The following is a 21,495-nucleotide window of genomic DNA, read 5'->3' as shown; positions in this document are numbered from 1 at the left end:
TTAAGACAAATCGCCTCCACCCTATTTAATGTAAATTTTCGTTGCCTTTTATAGCATAAAATCACTACTTTTCATCAGGCAAAATATACATCAAAATGGATATCAAATATACTACTCAGGATAGAGGTAATAAAAAAGATTATCAACAATATTTACAAGCAATGGATGCTATTTCCATTGAAAAGGTTGCGTCTGCAAGTGTTTTCTTTCAACCTAAGGATGGGAATACTATAGTAGATGTTGGAATGGCCTCAGGAACCAGTACGGCAATCCTTGCTCAACTATTCCCTAACCAACATATTATTGGAGTCGATATAAACCCTAAGATGGTCGAAATTGCAAATGATTTATATACAATGCCCAATCTTACGTTCAAAGAAGATGATGGAGAAAAACTATTGGCATTTGAAGAAAATACAATTAGTGGCTTTTTTAATTGCTCTGCTATTCATCACATCACTTCTTACAATGATTATGATTCTAATAGAGCTTTGAGCACCCTTAAAAGGCAAGTAGATTTACTGAAAGAGAACGGTATACTTGTCATCCGTGACTTTGTAAAGGTAGAACAAAAAGAGGTTGTAGTAGAGTTTTCTACTCTGGATAAAAAAGATAGACCAAACGATGCAGATCTCTTTATTCAATTTAGTAAAACTGCAAGATCTTTAGCGACTGAACAAGGGTTTCCAATAGCGGAATTACCTTCTATAAAAACCAATACCAAACGCTTTCAAGCTTATTATACTGATGTAGTAGAGTTTGTCCGCCGAAAAGATTACTATGCCAACTGGAATATTGAATTACAAGAGGAATATGGTTATTATACACAAAGTGACTTTGAGACGATCTTTAAAGAATTAGGCTTGCGTATTATTGTATCTGCTCCAATTTATAATCAGTGGATCATTAACAATCGTTATAAAGGAGAATTTACAATCTATGACTTAAATGGCAATGATATAGGCTTTCCTCCAACTAACTACCTAATTGCTGGTGAAAAAGTGGTTCAAGGAAAAGACATTCAACTCGTTCGCCACCTACCAAAAGCTCAAGTACCTTTTCTCAAACATTCGTCTTTTATCAATAAGAATACAAAGCAAATTTACGATGTCGTAGAACGTCCCAATAGTGTAATTGACATTATTCCATACCGAAATACAAACGAAGGTTTAAAGATTATTGCAAAGCGTGGATACCCACGTCCTCTTGCCAATTTAAACACAGACTCGCCCATTATAGATTGTAAACACTACAGCGGTTATATTACAGAGGGAATTGCCCTTGGAGAAAGTAATGACTTATGTGCCGAATTACAAAGGAGATTTAAGATACAAGCTAATGAGACAATGTTCACTAATTCTCTATCCTATTATACTTCACCAGGAGGGATAAATGAAAGAGTAAAGGCCTTGTTCTTACCACTTGAAAAGACAATAAAACAGAACCTACCTTTAGATGGAAGTATCACAGGATTTAAAGATTCTGGTTTCTTACACGAATATGACGCAGCCCAACTATTAAGTACCGCTCAGACTGGAGCTTTAGTAGAGGCTAGATTAGAGTTAAATATTTACAATTTATTCTTTAACTTAAAAATGGCTTTACCTAAGTGGTTAGGTATTAAACCAACTATAACAACGACAACAGAACTAAAAATTACTAATATTCATGATTTATTAAGTATAAATACTCAAGTATATGAAAACAGTTTAGAAAATGCTGAATTTATGCGTTCGAGTAGAGCTTATTTTAGCGAAACAAAACAAATGCACAGTAATACAATACTTGAATATGTATATCCGAGAACTTATAGCTGCAATACAGTGGTAACCATACCTGTAGTTAAGAAAGAAGATCAAGTTTATATAGGTTTAGAAAGAAGGGATTTACCTGTGCCTCAATCCTTTTCTGGCAATAGTTCAATAATTACTGTTCCTGCGTTTCGCTTAAACAAGAATATAGCTCATTTTAATCAATTAGAACAGTATCTCTCAAGTTTAAAGATCGAAGGTTGCCAAGTAACACATTACTCAAAGCTTGGTGAAAAATACTTTCCAAGTATAGGTATCACACCTGAGCAGGCATACCCATATCTCGTTCACTTAGATAAGCCAAGTGAACAGCTATACTGGGTTAATTTAGATGAACTACTAAAAAATATTCAAAAGATTCAAGATGCTCATTTGCTTATCGCCATTTTTAGATTAAATCACTGTATCAAAAATCAGTAATATAAAAGTTCCCATTAACTCTTTATGTCAATGGGAACAAACTTAATTTTTATATTAAGTATATTGATTAAAATTGAATATACATCCTTTTCGATTGTTTTCATTAATAATACTAAAGCTTGATTTAATAGCATTTGATATTTAATTCTTCAAATAAATCATTGACCTTATATTGTTATAAAATGCTCTTATTGTCAAGTCTCCATTGTGTAATAAAGTCATTACTACTTTTGTTCCTTGACTATCTATATGCTATCAACAATACTTTTTAAAGTAAATCAATCAATAATCTCTGTACTAACCTGTTTACTTTCATTTAAGTAAATGTATACTACCATAACAAATGCTGCTAAGTTGCATAACTATTCTAATCAACAAGCGATTCTATTAGATCTAATACAGAAATAATATATCTATGGCTAAATACATATCGCAAACTCATCTAAACCTTTCTATTAATAAGCAATGAAGTCATAGCTATACTATTGTCTTATATCACATAGAAACTGTTTGACTTTTAGAGAAGATTATCATACTTCTATATTAAAGTTTCTTGATAATTCAATTAATAACAAAAGCCACTCATTACTGAGTGGCTTTTATATATTGTAAGTCAAAAAAGATTAAGCTTGCTCTGCAGCTAATTCTTCTTGAGCTTCTTTGTGTCTCTTTTCAATTTCTTCTTTATCCTTACGAGGCATTGTATCAACTAATACTGGAGTTGCTAAGAATAATGATGAATAAGTACCTACAACGATACCAATCAACATAGCGAAAACAAATCCTCTAATTGAATCTCCACCAAAGATAAACATAATCAATAATACCATGATTAATGTTACAGAAGTATTGATTGTTCTTGATAATGTTGTATTTACAGAGTCATTAACAATCTTATTGAAATCTCCTTTCGTTTTACCTGCAATATATTCACGTACACGGTCAAATACAATAACAGTATCATTCATTGAGTAACCAATTACAGTTAATATAGCTGCAATAAAGTGTTGGTCAATCTCCATGTGCCAAGGCATAATCTTATAAGTTAAAGAGTAAATACCCAATACGAAAATAACATCGTGCGCTACAGAAATAATTGCTCCAAGTGAGTATTGCCATTTTTTGAATGAGATAGCAAGGTAAATAAAGATTGCAATCATAGAACCAATAACAGCCCAGTACGCATTTTGTTTTACGTCTTTTGCCATACTCGGTCCGATTTTAGAAGCTTGAATAACCCCTAAACTCTTACCTTCACCAGTGTTTACAAATTGATCATAAGTTAACTCCTCTTTATAGAAAGGTTTTAGTCCTTCATATAACTTCTCGTTTACTTCTTTATCAACTGCAGCACCTTCTTCTTCTACTCTATATTTGGTAGTAATCTTAAGTTGTTCTTTGTTACCAAACACCTTCGCTTCCACATTCACACCAAATACTTGACCTAACTTATCACCTACTTCAGTAGCTGCAACAGGTTGATCAAAACGCACTTGGAAAGTTCTACCTCCTACAAAGTCAGTTCCTTCATCAAATCCATTAGTAAAGAATGATACAAAAGAAACAATTACAATCACTGCTGATAGTCCATAAGTAGCTTTCTTCAATTTCAAGAAATCAAAATGGAAATTAGTGAACCAGTTTTTAGTTATACTTGTACAGAAAGCTAAAGTTCTTCCTTTTATTACATCTCTATCCATAAAGATACGAGCAATAAAAATAGATGTGAACAAAGATGTAGCAATACCGATTAATAAAGTAGTTGCGAATCCTTTGATAGGTCCATCACCAAAAGCAAATAAAATAACCCCTGTTAAGATATGTGTAACGTTAGCATCAACGATAGGACGCATTGCTCCATGCCAGCTATATGATTCTTTGATTGTCTCTGAAAGATTCATTCCCTTGCGTAGACATTCTTTTGCACGTTCAGAGATAATAATGTTTGCATCCACCGCAGTACCCATTGTCAATACAATACCTGCAATACCAGGTAGAGTTAATACAGCACCTAAGCTTGCTAAAACACCAAATAAGATTAACAAGTTAGCTAATAAAGCAATGTTTGCATACCATCCAGCTCTTCCGTAGTAGAATGCCATCCAAGCTGCTACAATAATTAAACCAGCTACAGCAGATAACATACCAGCATCAATAGCTTCTTGTCCAAGTGATGGTCCTACAACTTCTGACTGAACTATATCAGCACCTGCAGGTAGTTTACCAGCTCTTAAAATATTAGCTAAATCTTTTGCATCAGCAATTGTAAAATCTCCTGAGATAGATGATCTTCCACCTGAGATAGGTCCTGAAGTAACACCTGGAGCAGAATACACAACGTTATCTAATACAATTGCAATTTGAGATCCCTCTCTATAAGCTTTACCAGTTAAGTCTTCCCAGATTTTTGCACCTTTTGGACTCATTTGCATTCCTACAACTGATTTACCAAACTGATCAAATTCATCTTGAGCACCAGTAACAACACTACCACTTAATGGTGGAATACCATCGCGATTAGTTTTTAAAGCGTACAATTCAACTACACCTTCGTTTTTCTTTGCAGGTTTACCCCACACAAAACGAGCGTATTTCTGATCTGCTGGCAATAAATTGCGAACATCTTGACGCTTTAACAATGCATTTACCTTTACAGTATCTCTTGCTTGGAAATAAGCTAAGATTGGCCCCTCTGGATTACCTTCTCCTAACATTAAGTCAAGGATTGGTCCTCTTGAAACTGGTTCAGCTGCAATACTATCATTGTTAGCAGCACCTAAAATAGCTTCTAATTCAGATTTTTCAGAAGTTGTATTATCTACTACCTCTTGTTTTTTAGTATCAACTTTTTTCTCTGTTGACTCTAAATATGCGTTAGCAGAATATAGGAATCCTCTAATCTCTTTGTTTTTGAAAGTTTCCCAAAATTCTAATTGAGCAGTACTTTGCAATAAGTTCTTAATACGATCAATGTCCTTAGCTCCTGGTAATTCTACTAAGATACGCCCAGAAGTACCCAACAATTGAATAGTAGGTTGACTTACTCCAAACTTGTCAATACGCTCTCTAAAAACTCGATAAGCACTCTCGACAGACTCAGCAACCTTTTTTTCTAAAATTGTTTTTACTTGGCTATCAGACATATCTACTGTTATTTCGCTAAGATTTCTATTAGCGAAGATGTCTGAAGAAGCTAATTTTACTGTTCCATTTGACGCTTTATCGAAAGCTTGAAAGAAACCATCTAAATATGTTTGGTTTCCTTGTCTCATAGACTCAGCATCAGCTAATGCCTTATTAAAAACAGCATTTTTTGAGTTATTAGATAAACCTTTCAAGATATCTTTAATAGAAATCTGTAAAGTCACACTAATTCCTCCTTCTAAGTCCAAACCTTTATTGATTTGCTTAGCTCTTACTTCATTAAATGTCTGTCCTAAAAATACCGTTTGATTACCAATAGAATCTAAGTATTGAAACTCTTTATTAGAGTCTCCTCCAGCAAAAGCCTTAGCCTTATCTTCATAATGGTTGGTAACAAAGGTGAATGAAAGTTGGTAAATACTTACCAATGCAAATATTATTGCAAAAAATTTAACGAGTCCTTTGTTCTGCATTATTATTAAAAATTAATTATTTATTATTTTAAAAACGAGCAAATATAAAATATGCATAATACTTAACCAATATTTCCTTGAAGAATATCAGTAAAAAACAGTCGCAAAGTATTACTTTATTTTAACATTTCAGCTTATTAACCCAAAAAATTTGTTAATCCTTTATTCGTTTCTAATATCGCTTCTACACTTGCATTGAATTTTGCCTTTTCAGCATCGTTCAAATTGAATTCTACTATGCTTTCAATTCCATTTTTTCCAAGGATACATGGAACCCCAATAAACAAATCTTTTACTCCATATTCTCCTTGAAGAAAAGCTGAACATGGAACCATCTTTTTTCTATCGTTTAAAATGCAATCTACTATATATGAAACAGATGCTCCTGGTGCATACCATGCTGAAGTACCAAGTAGTTTAGTCAAAGTTGCTCCACCTACCATAGTTTGTTTTGCCACTTCTTCTAAGTCCTGTTCCGATGCAAATTCACTAAAAGGAACTCCTTTATAAGTTGCAAATCGCGTAAGTGGAATCATAGTTGTATCACCATGCCCACCGATAACTAAACCTTCAACATCAGCCATAGGTTTTTGGAATTTTTGACTCAAGAAATATCTAAAACGAGAAGAATCCAATGCTCCACCCATTCCAATAATTCTGTTTTTAGGTAAACCTGTAATTTTTAAAGCTGCTAAAGCCATTGTATCTAATGGATTAGTTACAATTACAAATATGGCATCTTTAGAGAATTTTAAAGCACTTTCAATAACTGTTTTAACAATAGCTGCATTTGTTCCGATTAACTCCTCTCTTGTCATGCCTGGTTTACGTGGTATTCCAGAAGTTACAACAACAACGTTGCTATTTGCCGTTTTTGAATAATCATTTGTAGAACCACTTACAACAGTATCAAATCCTGAAGTAGCAGCACATTGCATAATATCCATCGCTTTACCTTCGGCATAGCCTTCAACGATATCTACTAAGACAACTTCACTTGCAATTCCTCTATTTGCAATAACTTCTGCACAGGTTGCCCCAACATTTCCTGCGCCAATGATAGAAACTTTCATACTTATATCTTTGATTTATGTTATTAAAAAAAGGTCATTACAAATATGCATGACCTTTATTTTTTATTATATGTTAAACATCAATTTTAGCATAAGTAGCATTTTTTTCAATAAACTCTCTACGAGGCGGAACTTCATCCCCCATTAGCATCGAGAATACTCTATCTGCTTCTTGCATACTATCAATTGTAACTTTTCTTAAAATACGGTGTTCTGGGTTCATTGTAGTTTCCCACAATTGCTCAGCATTCATTTCCCCAAGACCTTTATAGCGTTGTACTGAAGATCCACTACCCATTTGTTCAATCAAGCTAAGGCGTTCTTCTTCTGTCCATGCGTAATCTTTCTTCTGACCTTTCTTAACCATATACAGCGGAGGAGTTGCAATATAAACGTGACCGTTCTCTATTAAACCTCTCATATATCTAAAGAAGAAAGTCAAGATAAGCGTTGCGATGTGGCTACCGTCCACATCGGCATCACACATGATTACTACCTTGTGATAACGCAATTTCTCTAAATTCAATGCCTTACTATCTTCTTCTGTTCCGATTGTAACACCAAGGGCAGTAAAGATATTCTTAATCTCTTCGTTCTCAAAAACCTTATGTCCCATTGCTTTCTCAACATTAAGAATCTTACCTCTTAATGGCAATATAGCTTGGAAGTTTCTATCTCTACCTTGTTTAGCAGTTCCCCCCGCAGAGTCTCCCTCCACAAGGAATACTTCACATTTAGTTGGATCTTGTTCAGAACAATCAGATAGTTTACCAGGTAAGCCTCCTCCAGTCATCACAGTCTTGCGTTGAACCATCTCACGTGCTTTCTTAGCTGCATGACGAGCTTGAGCGGCAAGGATTACTTTTTGAACAATTATCTTTGCATCATTAGGGTTTTCTTCTAAGTAACTCTCTAACATTTCTGCTACAGCCTGACTTACTGGAGAAACAACTTCTCTATTACCTAACTTAGTTTTAGTTTGTCCTTCAAATTGAGGCTCCATTACTTTTACAGAAATTATAGCTGTCAGTCCTTCACGGAAATCATCTCCTGTAATCTCGAACTTTAATTTTTCAAGCATACCAGAAGCATCAGCATATTTCTTTAAAGTACGAGTAAGTCCCATACGGAAACCTTGTAAGTGAGTACCTCCCTCATGTGTATTAATATTATTCACATATGAATAAATATTTTCCGCATAAGTATCGTTGTAGATCAAGGCAACTTCAACAGGAACATCTCCTTTATCAAGTTCCATTGAGATAACGTCTCCAATAATTGGCACGCGGTTCCCATCTAAGAATTTGATAAACTCTTTTAAACCTTCTTTAGAGAAGAAAGTTTCTCCCTTATCACTGCCATCTTCTAATTTCTCTCTTGCATCTGTCAAGGTAATTGTCAATCCTTTATTTAAGAATGCTAATTCTCTTAAACGACCTGCTAAAGTTTCATATGAATACTCTGTAATTTGAGTAAAAATAGTTGTATCAGGTTTAAAAGTAACTTTAGTCCCTCTTTGGTCAGTTTCTCCTATTACTTTTACAGGGAATAACGCTTTACCTTTTGAATACTCTTGTTCATAGATCTTTCCATCTCTGTAAACCGTAGCGCGCAATAAATCTGATAATGCGTTAACACACGATACACCTACACCGTGTAAACCTCCTGAAACTTTATAAGAATCTTTATCAAATTTACCTCCTGCTCCGATCTTAGTCATTACTACTTCAAGTGCAGATACTCCCTCTTTTTTGTGAATATCTACTGGAATACCACGACCGTTGTCTTCTACAGTTATAGAGTTATCCTCATTAATTGTAACTTTAATAGTATCACAATACCCTGCTAAAGCCTCATCTATTGAGTTATCTACTACTTCATAAACCAAATGATGAAGACCTCTTACTCCTACATCACCAATATACATCGAAGGACGCATCCTTACGTGTTCCATTCCCTCAAGAGCTTGTATGCTATCTGCTGAATAATTATTCTTATTTGTTTCTTGGCTCATAATTTTTTTCTAAAATAAGTAACGTACAAATATAAACTAATTCAAAGACTTTATCAAGATTAACCTACCCTTATTAATCCCAAATTGCAATCTTTTCACAGTTTTTCTTTCAATTGATATATAAAAACAAATATGAAGATAAAGAGTTTTTTCTAAATCACACCTTCTTCTACAAATTGGATTGAAATACTTCTCTACTTCGACTCTTGTAAAGCTTCTATATTGGTTTTATAGAGTGTTGCAGAATTGTGACATGAACTGCATATTCCTTTCTATTTTTATTTGAGATATAAAATTAAAAAATACACATGATATAGTATTGATTCAATAGTTCTTAAATTAGGGGAAGTTATGGCATGAAATATTAACTATTCAACAGTTCTCTATTTTGAGTTTGAGATAGCTTATTTCAGAAGAATTTGGAAGCTTTATTGGCAATGAGCCCAATTGAATTATACGTTACAACTGATTTAATGTTAACTCACTATAGTAAACTTTGAATAATAGCCTTTATGATCCATATATAAGGCAATTACAAAAATAAAATAGTTACTAACGATATTGCAACTGAGATTCATTTTGCAGCCTATTTATGTCGTCGTTTTTCTTTCTCACATTGCTACAGAAACCCACATCAGATACTTTTATTTTATTATTACCCATCGAAAACGAACTCATATAGACTAATACCTCATAAGTTTCTGCTTAAACTTTTCCTATAACAGAAAAAAAAGAAAGCGCGAAAAGAAAACTTCTCGCGCTTATCAAATATATAATTATGGTAATCTTACTCTAAGTAATTCACTTTAAATTCACAATTGTTGAAAATAAAAGTCTCATTTAGCTTTCTTCCCAATAGTTCTTTAGCAATAGGTGCATCAACAGAAATTGCTAAAACAGATTGATCGTCAATAAGAATCTTTGGCAAAGCTGCTGAAAAAAATAAGGTTACAGAATTAATTTTAACAACACTTCCAAACTCCACTTTCTCACTCACTTTGTTCTCATCTATTTTAGAAATAACTTCTAACATTGATAAGTTTTCCTGTATTTTCTTACTTATATTTTCTTGTTCGATGTGTAGCATCGCCAAGGTTGTTTCATGTTTATCTCCAGCAGAACTTTTAGCATCATTCTGAGCGCCATTTGACATATCTTCCACAATCCCTTTGAAAGCATTAATCTTATCTTCCAACCGCTCAATACAAATTGATTTAAGTTTTTTCTTTAGCGTCATTATTCAAATTTTAGTGTCCTCCCTTACAAGGAATATGATTATTGTTGTTTGAGTCGCAAAAGTAAGTCTTTCTATGAATGAAAAAAATAATTATGCGCAGTTTTATTGCCTATTTTAAAGTAAATAGTAAAATTTTAAACTTTATTTAAGCTTTTTTTCTCAAAAATCAAACTTGTAGATTGCACCACCCATAACTTGGAATCCTTGAACTTGAAAATTATCCCATTTGTCGTATTTATCGTTCAAAATATTATTGGCTTTGACAAAAGCTGTCCAATTCTTTGTTATGCGGTAACCCACACTTAAATTCAAATCAACATATCCTTCTAATTCTCTTACTTGCTGCATTTGAATTGCTTCCATATCTCCGACGATATTCGCATCGATATCCGAGATAGAAAATGCATCATATCGCTTACCTACATAATATAAGTCAACATTTGCATACCACTGTGGATCGAAAGCTACATCAACATTAGCTCCAAACTTCATCTTTGGGAGATTCCACGGCTTTATGCCATTTGTATCATAGTTGTTCCACTGTCCATAAGCCCCAATAGAAGTCTCTTGACTAAACTCGTACTTTAATTCACCAAAAAGACTGAAAGTCTTTACCTTTTGAGCTTCTGTCATAAATGAATTACCTAAGCCATAGGCAACTTTAGCCGTATTTGTTGAATAAGGCGTATGAACAAAAAGCAATTTATCAGATTCGTTCTTATAAGATCCTTTGACATTATAAGATATATTGTGATCTAATTTTCCTCTTAAACCTACGTATATATCGTATTTTTTATCTGTTGGTGTAATTAATAAATCTGGTGCAACGAAAGGATTTACTCCCACTAATTCCTTAAATGAGTTCTGCTGTAGTCCACCTTCTATACCTGCATACGTAATTAAGAGATCTTTGACCAAGTTATACGATCCTTTAATCTGTGGATAAACGTAAAACTTGTTATCTGAACTATTATTTACTTTACCATCATTATAGTAAATACCTAAACCAACTTGTAAAAAGTAATTTTCATCTTTAAAGATTACGTTAGGTTCAAAACCAATATTGAAATGTGTGTTTTTATTGGTTTCCCCTGTGTTAAATCGATCTTTAAACTCTGTACTCACATAGTCTAACACTACACCTAATTGAGCATGCGATAAGTAGCCAATTCTGGTTTGAATATTGGGTTTAATGGAAAATCTATTTTCTACAGAAGAAAAATCATCCCAAAATCTATCGTACTTAACTTCTACATTCTTAAAAGGTGAATTGTCAAATTCTAAATTCGCATTGACAAATATATCCTTATAACGCTGTCTTTCTTTTATCCCTGTAACATCTCCTCGGTTGAAAGCAACTTCTTCTGTTGGTAAACCATACCAATTACTCATTTGATAGCTTCCTCCTAATTCAGTATTCCAAGCAAACCCTTTAAGCTGACCGCCATAAAAAGCGCTTACACTTGTCTTCGAAAAAGCATCATCTAACAACAAATCCTTTATTCCTCCTTGTGAAGAAACGTGTTTTGCAAAACCTGCTATATAACTTGTTTTGTCAAGTTTATAACTCAAGAACACTTCTCCTGTTAAGTTAGAGTAGTTTCCAAATGAACCTAATGCGTAGTTATTATAGGCCTTTAAAGGACTTGTTTTTTCTACTTCAGCTACTTCTCCTTTTTCAGGGACAAACGTAGATTCAACTGGATAAGAGTTAATCGTATAGATGACATTTTTCTTTTGCATATCACCTTCCTGTTTTGCTTCGGGTAAATCTTTCACCTTTGAGGCATCAGACACAGTAGCGTCGTAGTTTCTAACTACATTAACTACTTCTGTTCCCAAATCCTGCTTCTTCTGATCTTGTGCCTGCACCACTGTTGAGCATAGAATTACAGATGCTGCGGCTATATATATATTTCTATTTTTCATTGTTGACTTTCTTTAGCAAAAATTAGTTAGCAATTGAAGAATTGTGTTTTGCTTCTTCTTGTTTGATTAGATTTAACTCTTGTAAAGCTTCTGCTTTAACATCAGCATAATCACCAAAGTTTTTCACTACGCTTTCTAAGATATAGGTTGCTTGGTAGCTATCATTCAAGGCGTAGAAGTTCTTAGCCATTAACAACAAACCTTTTGCTCCGTAATACTTGTATGATGAGTAGTCTTTGGCTAACTTTTGTACTACTTCATTAGATGCCTCATATTTTGCGTCTTTATTTTTAAAATATGCATCATAATACATAGCTTCAGCTGCTACTTCTCCTTTTGCTTGTTTTAAGACATCTTGATAAGCAGTCCTAGCTTTATCTTCATTTGCTGTGGCAAAAGCTGTACGTGCAATAATTAGTTTTGCATCACTGCTTACTCTGGCATCTAATGCTCCTTTTTGCAACACTTTTTCAGCATTGGCCAAAGCTTTGCTATACTCTTTTTGATTATAGTATACTTTCATCAAATTAGACAATGCAAATATTTTGTTTTGTTCTTGAACGGCTTCTTTGTCTAACTGCAATAATTTTTCTATTGATTTTGCTTGATCTTTTCGTTTAAGGTAAATCTCTGATGTTCTAACCAAAGCAAGTTCGGAGTACTCACTTTTTCCAAACTTCAACAAGTTTTCGTAATGTGCCACAGCTTTATCCTCGTTCTTTTGCTCTAAGTACATTTGCGCCAAGTAATAATGTGCTTGGAGTGCTTTTTGTCCATTAGGATAGTTTTTTAGATAACTTTCATAACCTTTGATAGCTTCCTGTTTGTTGTTTTGGATAAATTGTCTTTCTGCTGACTCAAAAGTGTCGCTATCTAACTCTGATTCACTTACAGAGATAAAGTCAAGCCCTTTTACCCAAGCTGCATATTGGTCAACTTGCCCTTTGTCTACATAAACTAAGCGAGCATTTTGAACCGCCTCGACCGCCTCTGGCGTATTGGGAGCACTTGATACAACTTGTTTAAACTTAGACAATGCTATATCTGCTTTGCCTTGACTATAATAGATCAACCCTTGACGCAACATCGCTCTACTTTTGAAAATGGAAGAAGGGAAATCTAAAATTAATTTATCATAAGCTTGTAAAGCTTTTTCTTTTTGATTCAATACATCATAACCAACTCCAAGTTCATACTGTGCTTTATCTGCTAAAGTTGACAAAGGGTGATCTTTGACAAAAGCCAATAAATCATCTACCTTCTTCTGTGTACGATCGACAAAACCATACGATATCGCTTTTTGAAACTTAGCATACTCTATATCTTGTTGATTGGCATCAATGACAACATTATATGCGTCCATTGCTGGCCAATATTTACCTAATACAAAATTGCAATCCCCGATGCGTAAATAAGCATCATATTTACGAGTAGCATCAATAGAAGATTGAGAAACAAATGAATTGAAGAACGAAATTGCACTCTGATATTCCTTTATCTTAAAATAAGTATATCCAATATTGTAATCCACGTTTTTAAATTCTTCTACACTTGAGGCTCCTTGACTATTTTTAAAATCATCGTAAGCGTCAATGGCTTGATTAAACTTATCAAGAGCGAACATAGACTCTGCTTTCCAGTACAATGCCTTTGCAGTAACCTTAAAGTCCTGGTCTTCACTACTGGCACGACTAAACAACTCCAAAGCTTGAGTATAATCGCTATTTGAAAATAACTCTAAACCTCTATATAGCAACACTTTTTGATATACTTCTGCATTGCCTTTTGAATGGCTATTCTCCAATATATTCAAAGCATCTTTATAGTTCTTGGATGTTATATAAGAATCAATCAATAGACCCTCTATTTCCTCTTTATGCGGTGAATTTGGATATTTCAACATAAAAGAGTTTAAAACAGACGGAGCACTTTCAAAGGCGTTTCCAATTTCATAACTCAACTTGGCATAATTCAGAAATGCATCCTCCTGAATATCCTTATTAAAGCTCATTTCAGAGGCATTCTTAAAGGCATTCAGAGCTTGGGTTTTCTTGTGCGTATGTAGGTAACTTTCACCCAAGTGATAATAAGCATTCTGAGCTACAGGGTCGTTCCCCGAAATAATTTTATTAAACTGCTCTATTGCTTTTTCGTAATCCTTTTGTTTGTAGTAAGTATATCCCAGTTGGTAGTAATCTGTATTACTCCACTTACCTTCTTTACCTTTGTATTCTACAAGATAAGGCAAAGCTTTTTCAAATTGTCCAACATTGAAAAAACTCTCTCCTACCATTTTTTGTAGCTCAGATTTTTCTGATTCTTCTTCTGTCTTTTCTATTTGAGCAAGACCTTCCGAAATAGCTTTCTCAAAATTTCCTGACTTGAAGTTCATATCTGCACGATAATACCCAATGCGGTCTTGGTACTTAGACTTATCTCCTACCATTTCGAATAGCTTTTCAGCGTCTTCCACATTGTTCGAGTCATACGCCATATAACCTAAATAATAAGCAGCTTGATCTCCCCACTCATTACCAGGTCTAACTTGTCTCAAGGCGCGTTTAGCCTCTTTGACATTCTTGACATAAAAGAAAGAATATCCCTTTTGGAAGTTAAATTTATCTTCATTCAAGGCACCTACATAAGAAGGTTTCTTAATCTTAGTAGCATAGTGTAGCGCTTTTCGGTAATCCCCTTTATTGAAATAATAATCAGTCACATCAAGATAAGCTTGATGTTGTTTAGCACTGGTAGGATATTTACTTACAAAGTCATCTATTTTTTGTTCTGCATTGCTTTGATTTAATCGAATCGCACAATTGGCGATATAATAAGCACAATCTGCCTCAATTTCAGTATTCAAGGCTTGTTGTGAAGTTTTTACTTTTTGAAATAAAAGTTGAGCGGCTAAATATTGCTCCTCATTGTATAAATTAACAGCATGCTTAAACTCAGTAAATTCATTTGTATATCTTTGTGTTTGTTGAGCATTTGCTGTAACAGCTCCAAGAGCTAAAGCCAAATATGCTAATCTAATATTTTTGCGCATTTGAGTCTGTTTTATTTATTGCCAAATATATCTATTATAGTAATTAAAACATATTTTTCGGCAATATATTGCGCCATTTATCACTATTAACAAAAAGTTTTTCTCATTAAAGATATGAATCTAACCAAGTTAGAATAATTGGAGCTAAAAAAGCAGTCAAAATACCATTAAAAATCATTCCAACACTGGCAAAAGCACCGTACTTATTACTAATTTCCATTGCTTTCATTGTTCCTAACGCATGAGAGGAGGTTCCCATGGCAATTCCCTGGGACATAGGATTACTAATACGCGACATATTGAGAAACTTAAAGCCTATCATACTTCCAAAAATACCAGCGATCATTACAGATGCGGCAGTAATAGAAGGAATACCATTCACTGTGTTTGAAATTTCTAAAGCAATGGGAGTACTTACAGATTTTGGAGCCAATGACAAAATAATTTCCTTATCAGCACCAGTCCATTTTGCGAGAAAAACAACAGATACTACTCCGACAATGCAGCCTAATAACTGACTACATAAAATAGCAAATAATTGTTTTTTAATCTTGTCCCATTGAAGATAAAGAGGAACGGCAAGAGCCACAATAGAGGGCTTCAAAAAAAAGTCTATATAATGTCCTGCAATACTATACTTTTCGTAAGGTATTTTTAAGATCAGTAAATAACAGATCAAAATAGTAGTCGATAAAATAATAGGATTGAAAACAATCCACTTTTTTTTACTTGTCAAAAAAATACCTAAGCTATAAAAAGCCAAAGTTAAAAACAGTAAAAATGTTGGGTCTGTAAGAAATTTCATCTTTTTCTTCTTAAAAATTGGTGACTTAATCCAGTGACAAAAATAACAAGAGCTGTACTGACAAGTGTAGCTATGATAATCGGGATAATAGATTCGCTTAAAATGCCAAAGTAGTTGAGCATCGCTACACAAGGAGGTACAAAGAATATTCCCATATTTTTAATTAGAAAATCTGTAAACCCACTGATGGACTCGACCTTAACCCATCCAATTTTTAAAAGAGTCCACAATAAGATTAGGCCTATGATACTTGAAGGTAATTTGATACCTGTAAGATAGATAAGTAGTTCACCGAATGCGAGACAGCCTATGATAATCGCAACCTGTTTTATTAAGTTCATTTTTCAAATTAATTTGTTACAAAATTACTAAACAATAACAACTCAAGAACTCATTTTTCGATTTAATTCATTTTTTTAACACTTTAGAATCTTCATATTACTCCATATTAGAAAGTGATTTCTTATTGATTTGATAACCTCTAATTAACACACAGGTAATATTATAAGCATACTTTTACAGTATTAAATAAGTAAATAAAGTCTATAAGAATAAACCCATTTTATTATTGTTTTTGGTTAGTTGAGAAAGCACTTTCAGAGAAAGTGTTTTTTTTTATTGTATTATTCTTATAGCCTATTGCAATTCTTTTTTCTTAGTTATTATGTAAAAAACATTTAACTTGCTATTTTTACACAAAATTAGATGTGATTATGGCTCGTACAGTATTATCCTTACAGGGTGTAGATATATTTCAAAATAAGCACAAAGTACTATCCAATGTTAACTTACAAGTTAAGCAAGGAGAGTTCATTTATATTATTGGTAAGACCGGAGCTGGAAAAAGTAGTTTTATGAAAACGCTTTATGCTGACTTACCTTTAACAGAAGGCCATGGAACTATTGTTGAATATGATTTAAGACAATTAAGAGAAAAAGATATTCCCTACTTACGACGTTCGTTAGGAATTGTATTTCAAGACTTCAAATTACTTCCAGATAGAACAGTATATGGAAATTTACACTTTGCCCTAAAGGCAACAGGGTGGACAGAGAAAGAGGCTATTGACCGCAAAATTGAAGAAGTACTTGACAAAGTAGGTATGCGTACGCATATACAAAAGATGCCTCATCAATTATCTGGAGGAGAACAACAGAGAATAGCTATAGCACGTGCACTTTTAAATGATCCTGATTTAATCCTTGCCGATGAACCTACTGGTAATTTAGATCCACAAACCAGTGTAGAAGTAATGGAGCTACTCAAGGAGATCAATGCTAATGGCAAGACAATCATAATGGTAACTCACGATTATGCTCTACTGTTAAAGTATCCCTATAAAACACTGAAATGCGATGATGGAACACTATTCGAAGTAGTATATAAAACAACATAAAAACAACAAAGGCTTTAGTAATCTAAAGCCTTTGTTGTTTTATTGTAATTGTAATGATAGAACTAAATCACTATAGGATTGCTCTATTAAATCTGCTTGAGTTAATTTAAAAAGATTAAAAAAGTAATCACATTGTTTTTGGAGATCTTCCACTGTTTTATTATTTTCTTCACTACAAGCTTCTACTTCAACAAAGCATCCCAATCCATCAACCTGGTCAAAGTGAATACTTACATTGTCAACCTTGTAGATTTTCCTCACTTTTGACACGCGTACTTTAACGCCAAACTGTAGTTCTAATATTGCAGATAAAGCCTGATTGGGCGCATGCTGATAATAGATTACATCAGATTGCTTTACTGCTTTAGTATTTTCTCTATTATAGTAGATTAAGGAACTAAAATTCCCATACTCGCGTAACTTCACTCTTCCTTTCGGAACATCATAATAGGTGTCAACCTGCTTATATGATCCCTCTAACTTAATATTAGACAACTCAGCAATAGCTATAAGCCTATCTAAATTTTCTACTTTGGCTTTAAATTCAATATTCTTTACTTCCATAACTACTTTTGTTCAGATAGGCAATTTAAGGACGAAAAAACAATTATAATATTTTTAATTTTAGTTTAATTCCATTAGACTATGGCGCATTAATCAGCTGAATAATCACCAAGCATATCCAAGGTTGGTACAAAGTACAATGAGCCAGAAACAGCTGTACTAAAATCTAATAAACGATCATAATTACCTACAGGATCCCCAATGAACATATTCTCCAACATCTTCTCAGTAGTACTAAATCTATTGGCATAAGAAATAAAATAGGTTCCAATTTCTCCCTTAGAGGCATTTCCAAATGGCAAATTATCACGAATAATCTTTAACTCATTACCATCTTCATCTTCAATATTAGTTAATGCTGTATGTGAATTACTTGGCTTAATGTCATCTGGCATCTCGATGTCTGACATTTTATATCTACCTATCACTCTCTCTTGCTCTTCTACCGAGGTACTATTCCAACTTTTCATATTGTGCAAGTATTTTTGCACAAACAGGTAACTACCACCTTGGTAGAGATCAGACTCCTCTCCCACCATAGCATAGTGTTCTCTGTCTTGTCCTTGTGGATTCTCTGTACCGTCTACAAAGCCAATTACAGAACGACCATCCCAATATCTAAATGCCTGTACTTCGTCTATGCAGTCAGCAATCTCAATCAAGACTTCTGACAAAGCCATAGACATATCAAAACAAGCTCCCATAGTAGTAGAACGCAAGTGAAAATGCAAATCTCCTGGTGTAGAAACAGCTGTGTGCTTTGGTCCTTTAATCTCATTAAATGTTTTTAATTCTAAAGGCATTGGCATTGGCATATCTAACTTTAACCAAGCTTCATACCCAATCCCCATCACACAACTTGTCTCTGTATTTGGCAATCTGGTGCGAAAAGAGTTATTAAAATTCTCAACTAAAGCGCAAACACGCTCAAAACTATGCTTAATATCAATATTATCTTTAAATACCCAAATGCTAAAAATAGTATTTACATTTGGTGAATCTGTAACATTTTGCGGTGTAAAATCTGCTCTTTTCATATTAAAATTTTAGTTATACTAAAGGTAGTGATTTCCTCTATAATAGCGAAGAATACAAGGATTATCAAAGTAATTTAAAATTGATATACACAAACTAAACAAAAGGGACATCGTGATTAGCTAAAGTAAATTCAAAAAAAACAATCACTTACAATCAACTGTATGTAAAGATTATTTTCATACAATTACAAAATGTATTTTTAATCTCTTGATTACTGGTATTAAAATCACATATTATAAATAATGTTAAATATTTATTCTCAATTTTTATAATACTTTAATTCATATACCTTTACGCGTCGAAATAATACTAACTTTACTGATGAAATATATTTTACTTTCGTTATCATTGGGTTGTTTTACTTACACATATTCACAATCAAATGATTCTTTAGTGAATCACAAAATCAATGAAGTAGTTATTACAACTACACATCACAGTAGTCATAACACATCTAAAATGCCATTGAGCTTTTTAGAAACACCTCAATCTTACGATGTCATCACGCAACATACTTTCGAAACACAAGTATCTACAAACATACATGACATTCTTAAAAATGCAACGGGTTTACAACGTTCATGGGAATCGACTGGATTGGGTATTCAAGGAGGAGAATACTATACCTTGAGAGGTTTCGCACTTCAACCTAACCTTTTAAACGGTTTACCAAGTTATACAAATGCAACTCTTGATATAGCCAATATTGAACAGATTGAAGTTGTCAAAGGACCTAATGGAACACTCTACGGAGGAAATGCTGTTTCCTATGGTGGTTTAATTAACGTGATTACAAAGAAACCACACGACACATTCAATGCTAATGTGAATTATATCACAGGATCAAATAATCTGAACCGCTTTGCTATTGATGTCAATTCCCCCTTGTCGTCAAAAATTTCTTTTCGAATAAACGCGGCATATCACAAGGAAAATTCATTTCAAGATGCGGGATTCAAAGAATCTATTTTTGTAGCTCCATCTGTGAAGTTTTCACTGCTTGAGAATCTGAAGTTATTTGTTGATTTTCAATATAAAGCGGCTGAGTCAGCTCATGCTCCTATGTACTTTCTCTCGAGGAATGAGATGATGTCGTTTGATCGAATTGATCTATTCAAAGACAATTATAAGAACTCATATACTATAAATGACTTATCGATTAAGAACCCTACATTGACCAGTCAGGTTAGACTTGAGTATCAGATTGCACAAAATTGGACTTCCAATACACTGATTAGTATTAACAATACTCGTAGCAGAGGATACGATCAGTTATTCAGTGATTTAAACAATGGCGATGAGTTCCTAAGGTTCTTGTCTAAAGTTAATTCAAAAACCGATGTCATAAGCCTTCAACATAACCTTACAGGAAAATTTAGAATAGGAAATTTCAATAATACTATTTTGTTTGGATTAGATTATCTATCAAAGAAATTTGATAGTTACGACGGAGATTTAATTGACTATGGTATTATTTCCCTTAAACACCAATCTGATACTGCCGAGATGAATAAGTCAGAAATTGATCAAGCATTAGCAGATATCAACACAACACATAATGTGGCGAAAACACAAACTTATGGAGCATACATATCAAATGTAACTGCGTTTTCACCAAATTTATCTTTGATGTTAAGCCTTAGGATAGATCACCTTAAAGGAAATAGCTCTTCTTTCGGAAAGCAAAGCAATTATCAAACTACACTTTCTCCAAAGTTTGGTTTGGTTTATCAACCCATTAAAGATAAATGGGCCTTTTTTGCTAATTACTTAAATGGATTTCTATACTTAGACCCTGCAGTAACATCAAACGACGATGGGACGACTAAGTCTATCAAACCCTTTGACCCCGAGCAGGCCAATCAATTTGAGATTGGTACAAAAGTCAAGCTATTTGACGGAAAATTAGACGCTAGTATATCTTACTATGACATTACAGTTACCAATAAGTTAATGTCTGATCTCAATACTTTAGATGGGTTAAAACAAGGAGGAAAAGTAAAAAGCAAGGGGCTTGAACTTTCTGTATCTGGTCAATTAGTTCCTGGTTGGGATTTCATCTCAGGATTTAGTCACAACTACAACAAAGTAACACGTTCAATTGCAGAAGATGATGGAATCTTAGGAAGAAGACCCGAAGAAGCCGGACCAGCCAATTCGTTTCATTTATGGACTAATTACAAATTGCAAACGGGAGTATTGAAGAATTTAAGCTTGGGCTTTGGTGTTTATTCTACAAGTAGTTTTAATACCTTGAATAGATCGACAATCGGCGTGTTTACCTTGCCAAGTTATACTGTATTGAACACAGCCATTGGGTATGATATTAACAACTTATCATTTATTTTTAAAATAGATAATTTGACTAATCGCAAGTATTTCACTGGTAGTGGTACTGTGAACCCACAAAAAAGTCGTTCACTTTCACTGTCATTAAGTTACAGCCTATAGTTGTAACAAGTACTCTATATAACCATTACTTATTGACACATACGCATATTGTTTATTATTTATATACTATTTAGCTTGAGTATATCTTAG

Annotated in this window: 13 protein-coding genes; 3 read left to right on the top strand and 10 right to left on the bottom strand. The window is 33.6% G+C overall.

Going from position 1 to position 21,495, the window contains the following annotated elements:
- Nucleotides 1-95: 95 nt before the first annotated feature.
- Nucleotides 96-2,231 (top strand): class I SAM-dependent methyltransferase, encoded by a 2,136-nt coding sequence (locus NWE55_RS15055; protein WP_258204374.1) that lies wholly within the window; start codon nucleotides 96-98, stop codon nucleotides 2,229-2,231.
- 623 nt (nucleotides 2,232-2,854) lie between these two features.
- Here the strand turns inward: NWE55_RS15055 and secDF are convergent.
- From secDF to NWE55_RS15015, 8 genes are all read right to left on the bottom strand, one after another.
- The gene (gene secDF / locus NWE55_RS15050; protein WP_155091440.1) at nucleotides 2,855-5,848 is read right to left on the bottom strand and encodes a protein translocase subunit SecDF; all 2,994 of its coding nucleotides are present in this window, start codon (nucleotides 5,846-5,848) and stop codon (nucleotides 2,855-2,857) included.
- Between the two features lie 137 nt (nucleotides 5,849-5,985).
- A complete protein-coding gene (mdh, locus tag NWE55_RS15045) occupies nucleotides 5,986-6,921 on the bottom strand; it encodes a malate dehydrogenase (protein ID WP_155091439.1) in 936 nt (311 codons plus the stop codon).
- A 73-nt stretch (nucleotides 6,922-6,994) separates the two neighbouring features.
- Nucleotides 6,995-8,935, bottom strand: a complete 1,941-nt coding sequence (gyrB, locus tag NWE55_RS15040) for a DNA topoisomerase (ATP-hydrolyzing) subunit B (protein WP_155091438.1) — start codon at nucleotides 8,933-8,935, stop codon at nucleotides 6,995-6,997.
- A 787-nt stretch (nucleotides 8,936-9,722) separates the two neighbouring features.
- On the bottom strand, nucleotides 9,723-10,172 hold the full coding sequence (locus NWE55_RS15035; protein WP_155091437.1) for a hypothetical protein: 450 nt from the start codon (nucleotides 10,170-10,172) through the stop codon (nucleotides 9,723-9,725).
- Between the two features lie 159 nt (nucleotides 10,173-10,331).
- A complete protein-coding gene (locus NWE55_RS15030; RefSeq protein WP_155091436.1) occupies nucleotides 10,332-12,101 on the bottom strand; it encodes a TonB-dependent receptor in 1,770 nt (589 codons plus the stop codon).
- 22 nt (nucleotides 12,102-12,123) lie between these two features.
- Nucleotides 12,124-15,150: a tetratricopeptide repeat protein gene (locus tag NWE55_RS15025; RefSeq protein ID WP_155091435.1), complete on the bottom strand. Its 3,027-nt coding sequence runs from the start codon at nucleotides 15,148-15,150 to the stop codon at nucleotides 12,124-12,126.
- Between the two features lie 106 nt (nucleotides 15,151-15,256).
- Nucleotides 15,257-15,955 carry an LrgB family protein gene (locus tag NWE55_RS15020; protein ID WP_155091434.1) on the bottom strand — a complete coding sequence of 233 codons (699 nt, stop codon included), beginning with the start codon at nucleotides 15,953-15,955 and terminating at the stop codon, nucleotides 15,257-15,259.
- Nucleotides 15,952-16,296, bottom strand: coding sequence for a CidA/LrgA family protein (locus NWE55_RS15015; RefSeq protein WP_155091433.1), 345 nt, complete (start codon nucleotides 16,294-16,296; stop codon nucleotides 15,952-15,954). Before NWE55_RS15015 ends, NWE55_RS15020 begins: the two co-directional genes overlap by 4 nt.
- Nucleotides 16,297-16,668: 372 nt before the next feature.
- Here NWE55_RS15015 and NWE55_RS15010 point away from each other — a divergent pair, with 372 nt between their 5' ends.
- Nucleotides 16,669-17,352 carry a cell division ATP-binding protein FtsE gene (locus NWE55_RS15010; protein WP_155091432.1) on the top strand — a complete coding sequence of 228 codons (684 nt, stop codon included), beginning with the start codon at nucleotides 16,669-16,671 and terminating at the stop codon, nucleotides 17,350-17,352.
- A gap of 39 nt (nucleotides 17,353-17,391) precedes the next feature.
- Here the strand turns inward: NWE55_RS15010 and NWE55_RS15005 are convergent, their stop codons facing one another.
- The gene (locus NWE55_RS15005; protein ID WP_155091431.1) at nucleotides 17,392-17,916 is read right to left on the bottom strand and encodes a class IV adenylate cyclase; all 525 of its coding nucleotides are present in this window, start codon (nucleotides 17,914-17,916) and stop codon (nucleotides 17,392-17,394) included.
- Nucleotides 17,917-18,005: 89 nt separating this feature from the next.
- Complete coding sequence (locus tag NWE55_RS15000; protein ID WP_160339197.1) at nucleotides 18,006-18,953, bottom strand: Dyp-type peroxidase; 948 nt, start codon at nucleotides 18,951-18,953, stop codon at nucleotides 18,006-18,008.
- A gap of 322 nt (nucleotides 18,954-19,275) precedes the next feature.
- On the opposite strand from NWE55_RS15000, the gene NWE55_RS14995 reads away from it, so the two are divergent.
- The gene (locus NWE55_RS14995; protein ID WP_155091429.1) at nucleotides 19,276-21,405 is read left to right on the top strand and encodes a TonB-dependent siderophore receptor; all 2,130 of its coding nucleotides are present in this window, start codon (nucleotides 19,276-19,278) and stop codon (nucleotides 21,403-21,405) included.
- Nucleotides 21,406-21,495 lie beyond the last annotated feature (90 nt).

Source organism: Myroides albus (genome assembly GCF_024722315.1).
Taxonomy (GTDB): Bacteria; Bacteroidota; Bacteroidia; order Flavobacteriales; family Flavobacteriaceae; genus Flavobacterium; species Flavobacterium album_A.
This window is presented reverse-complemented; position numbering and strand designations above follow the sequence as displayed.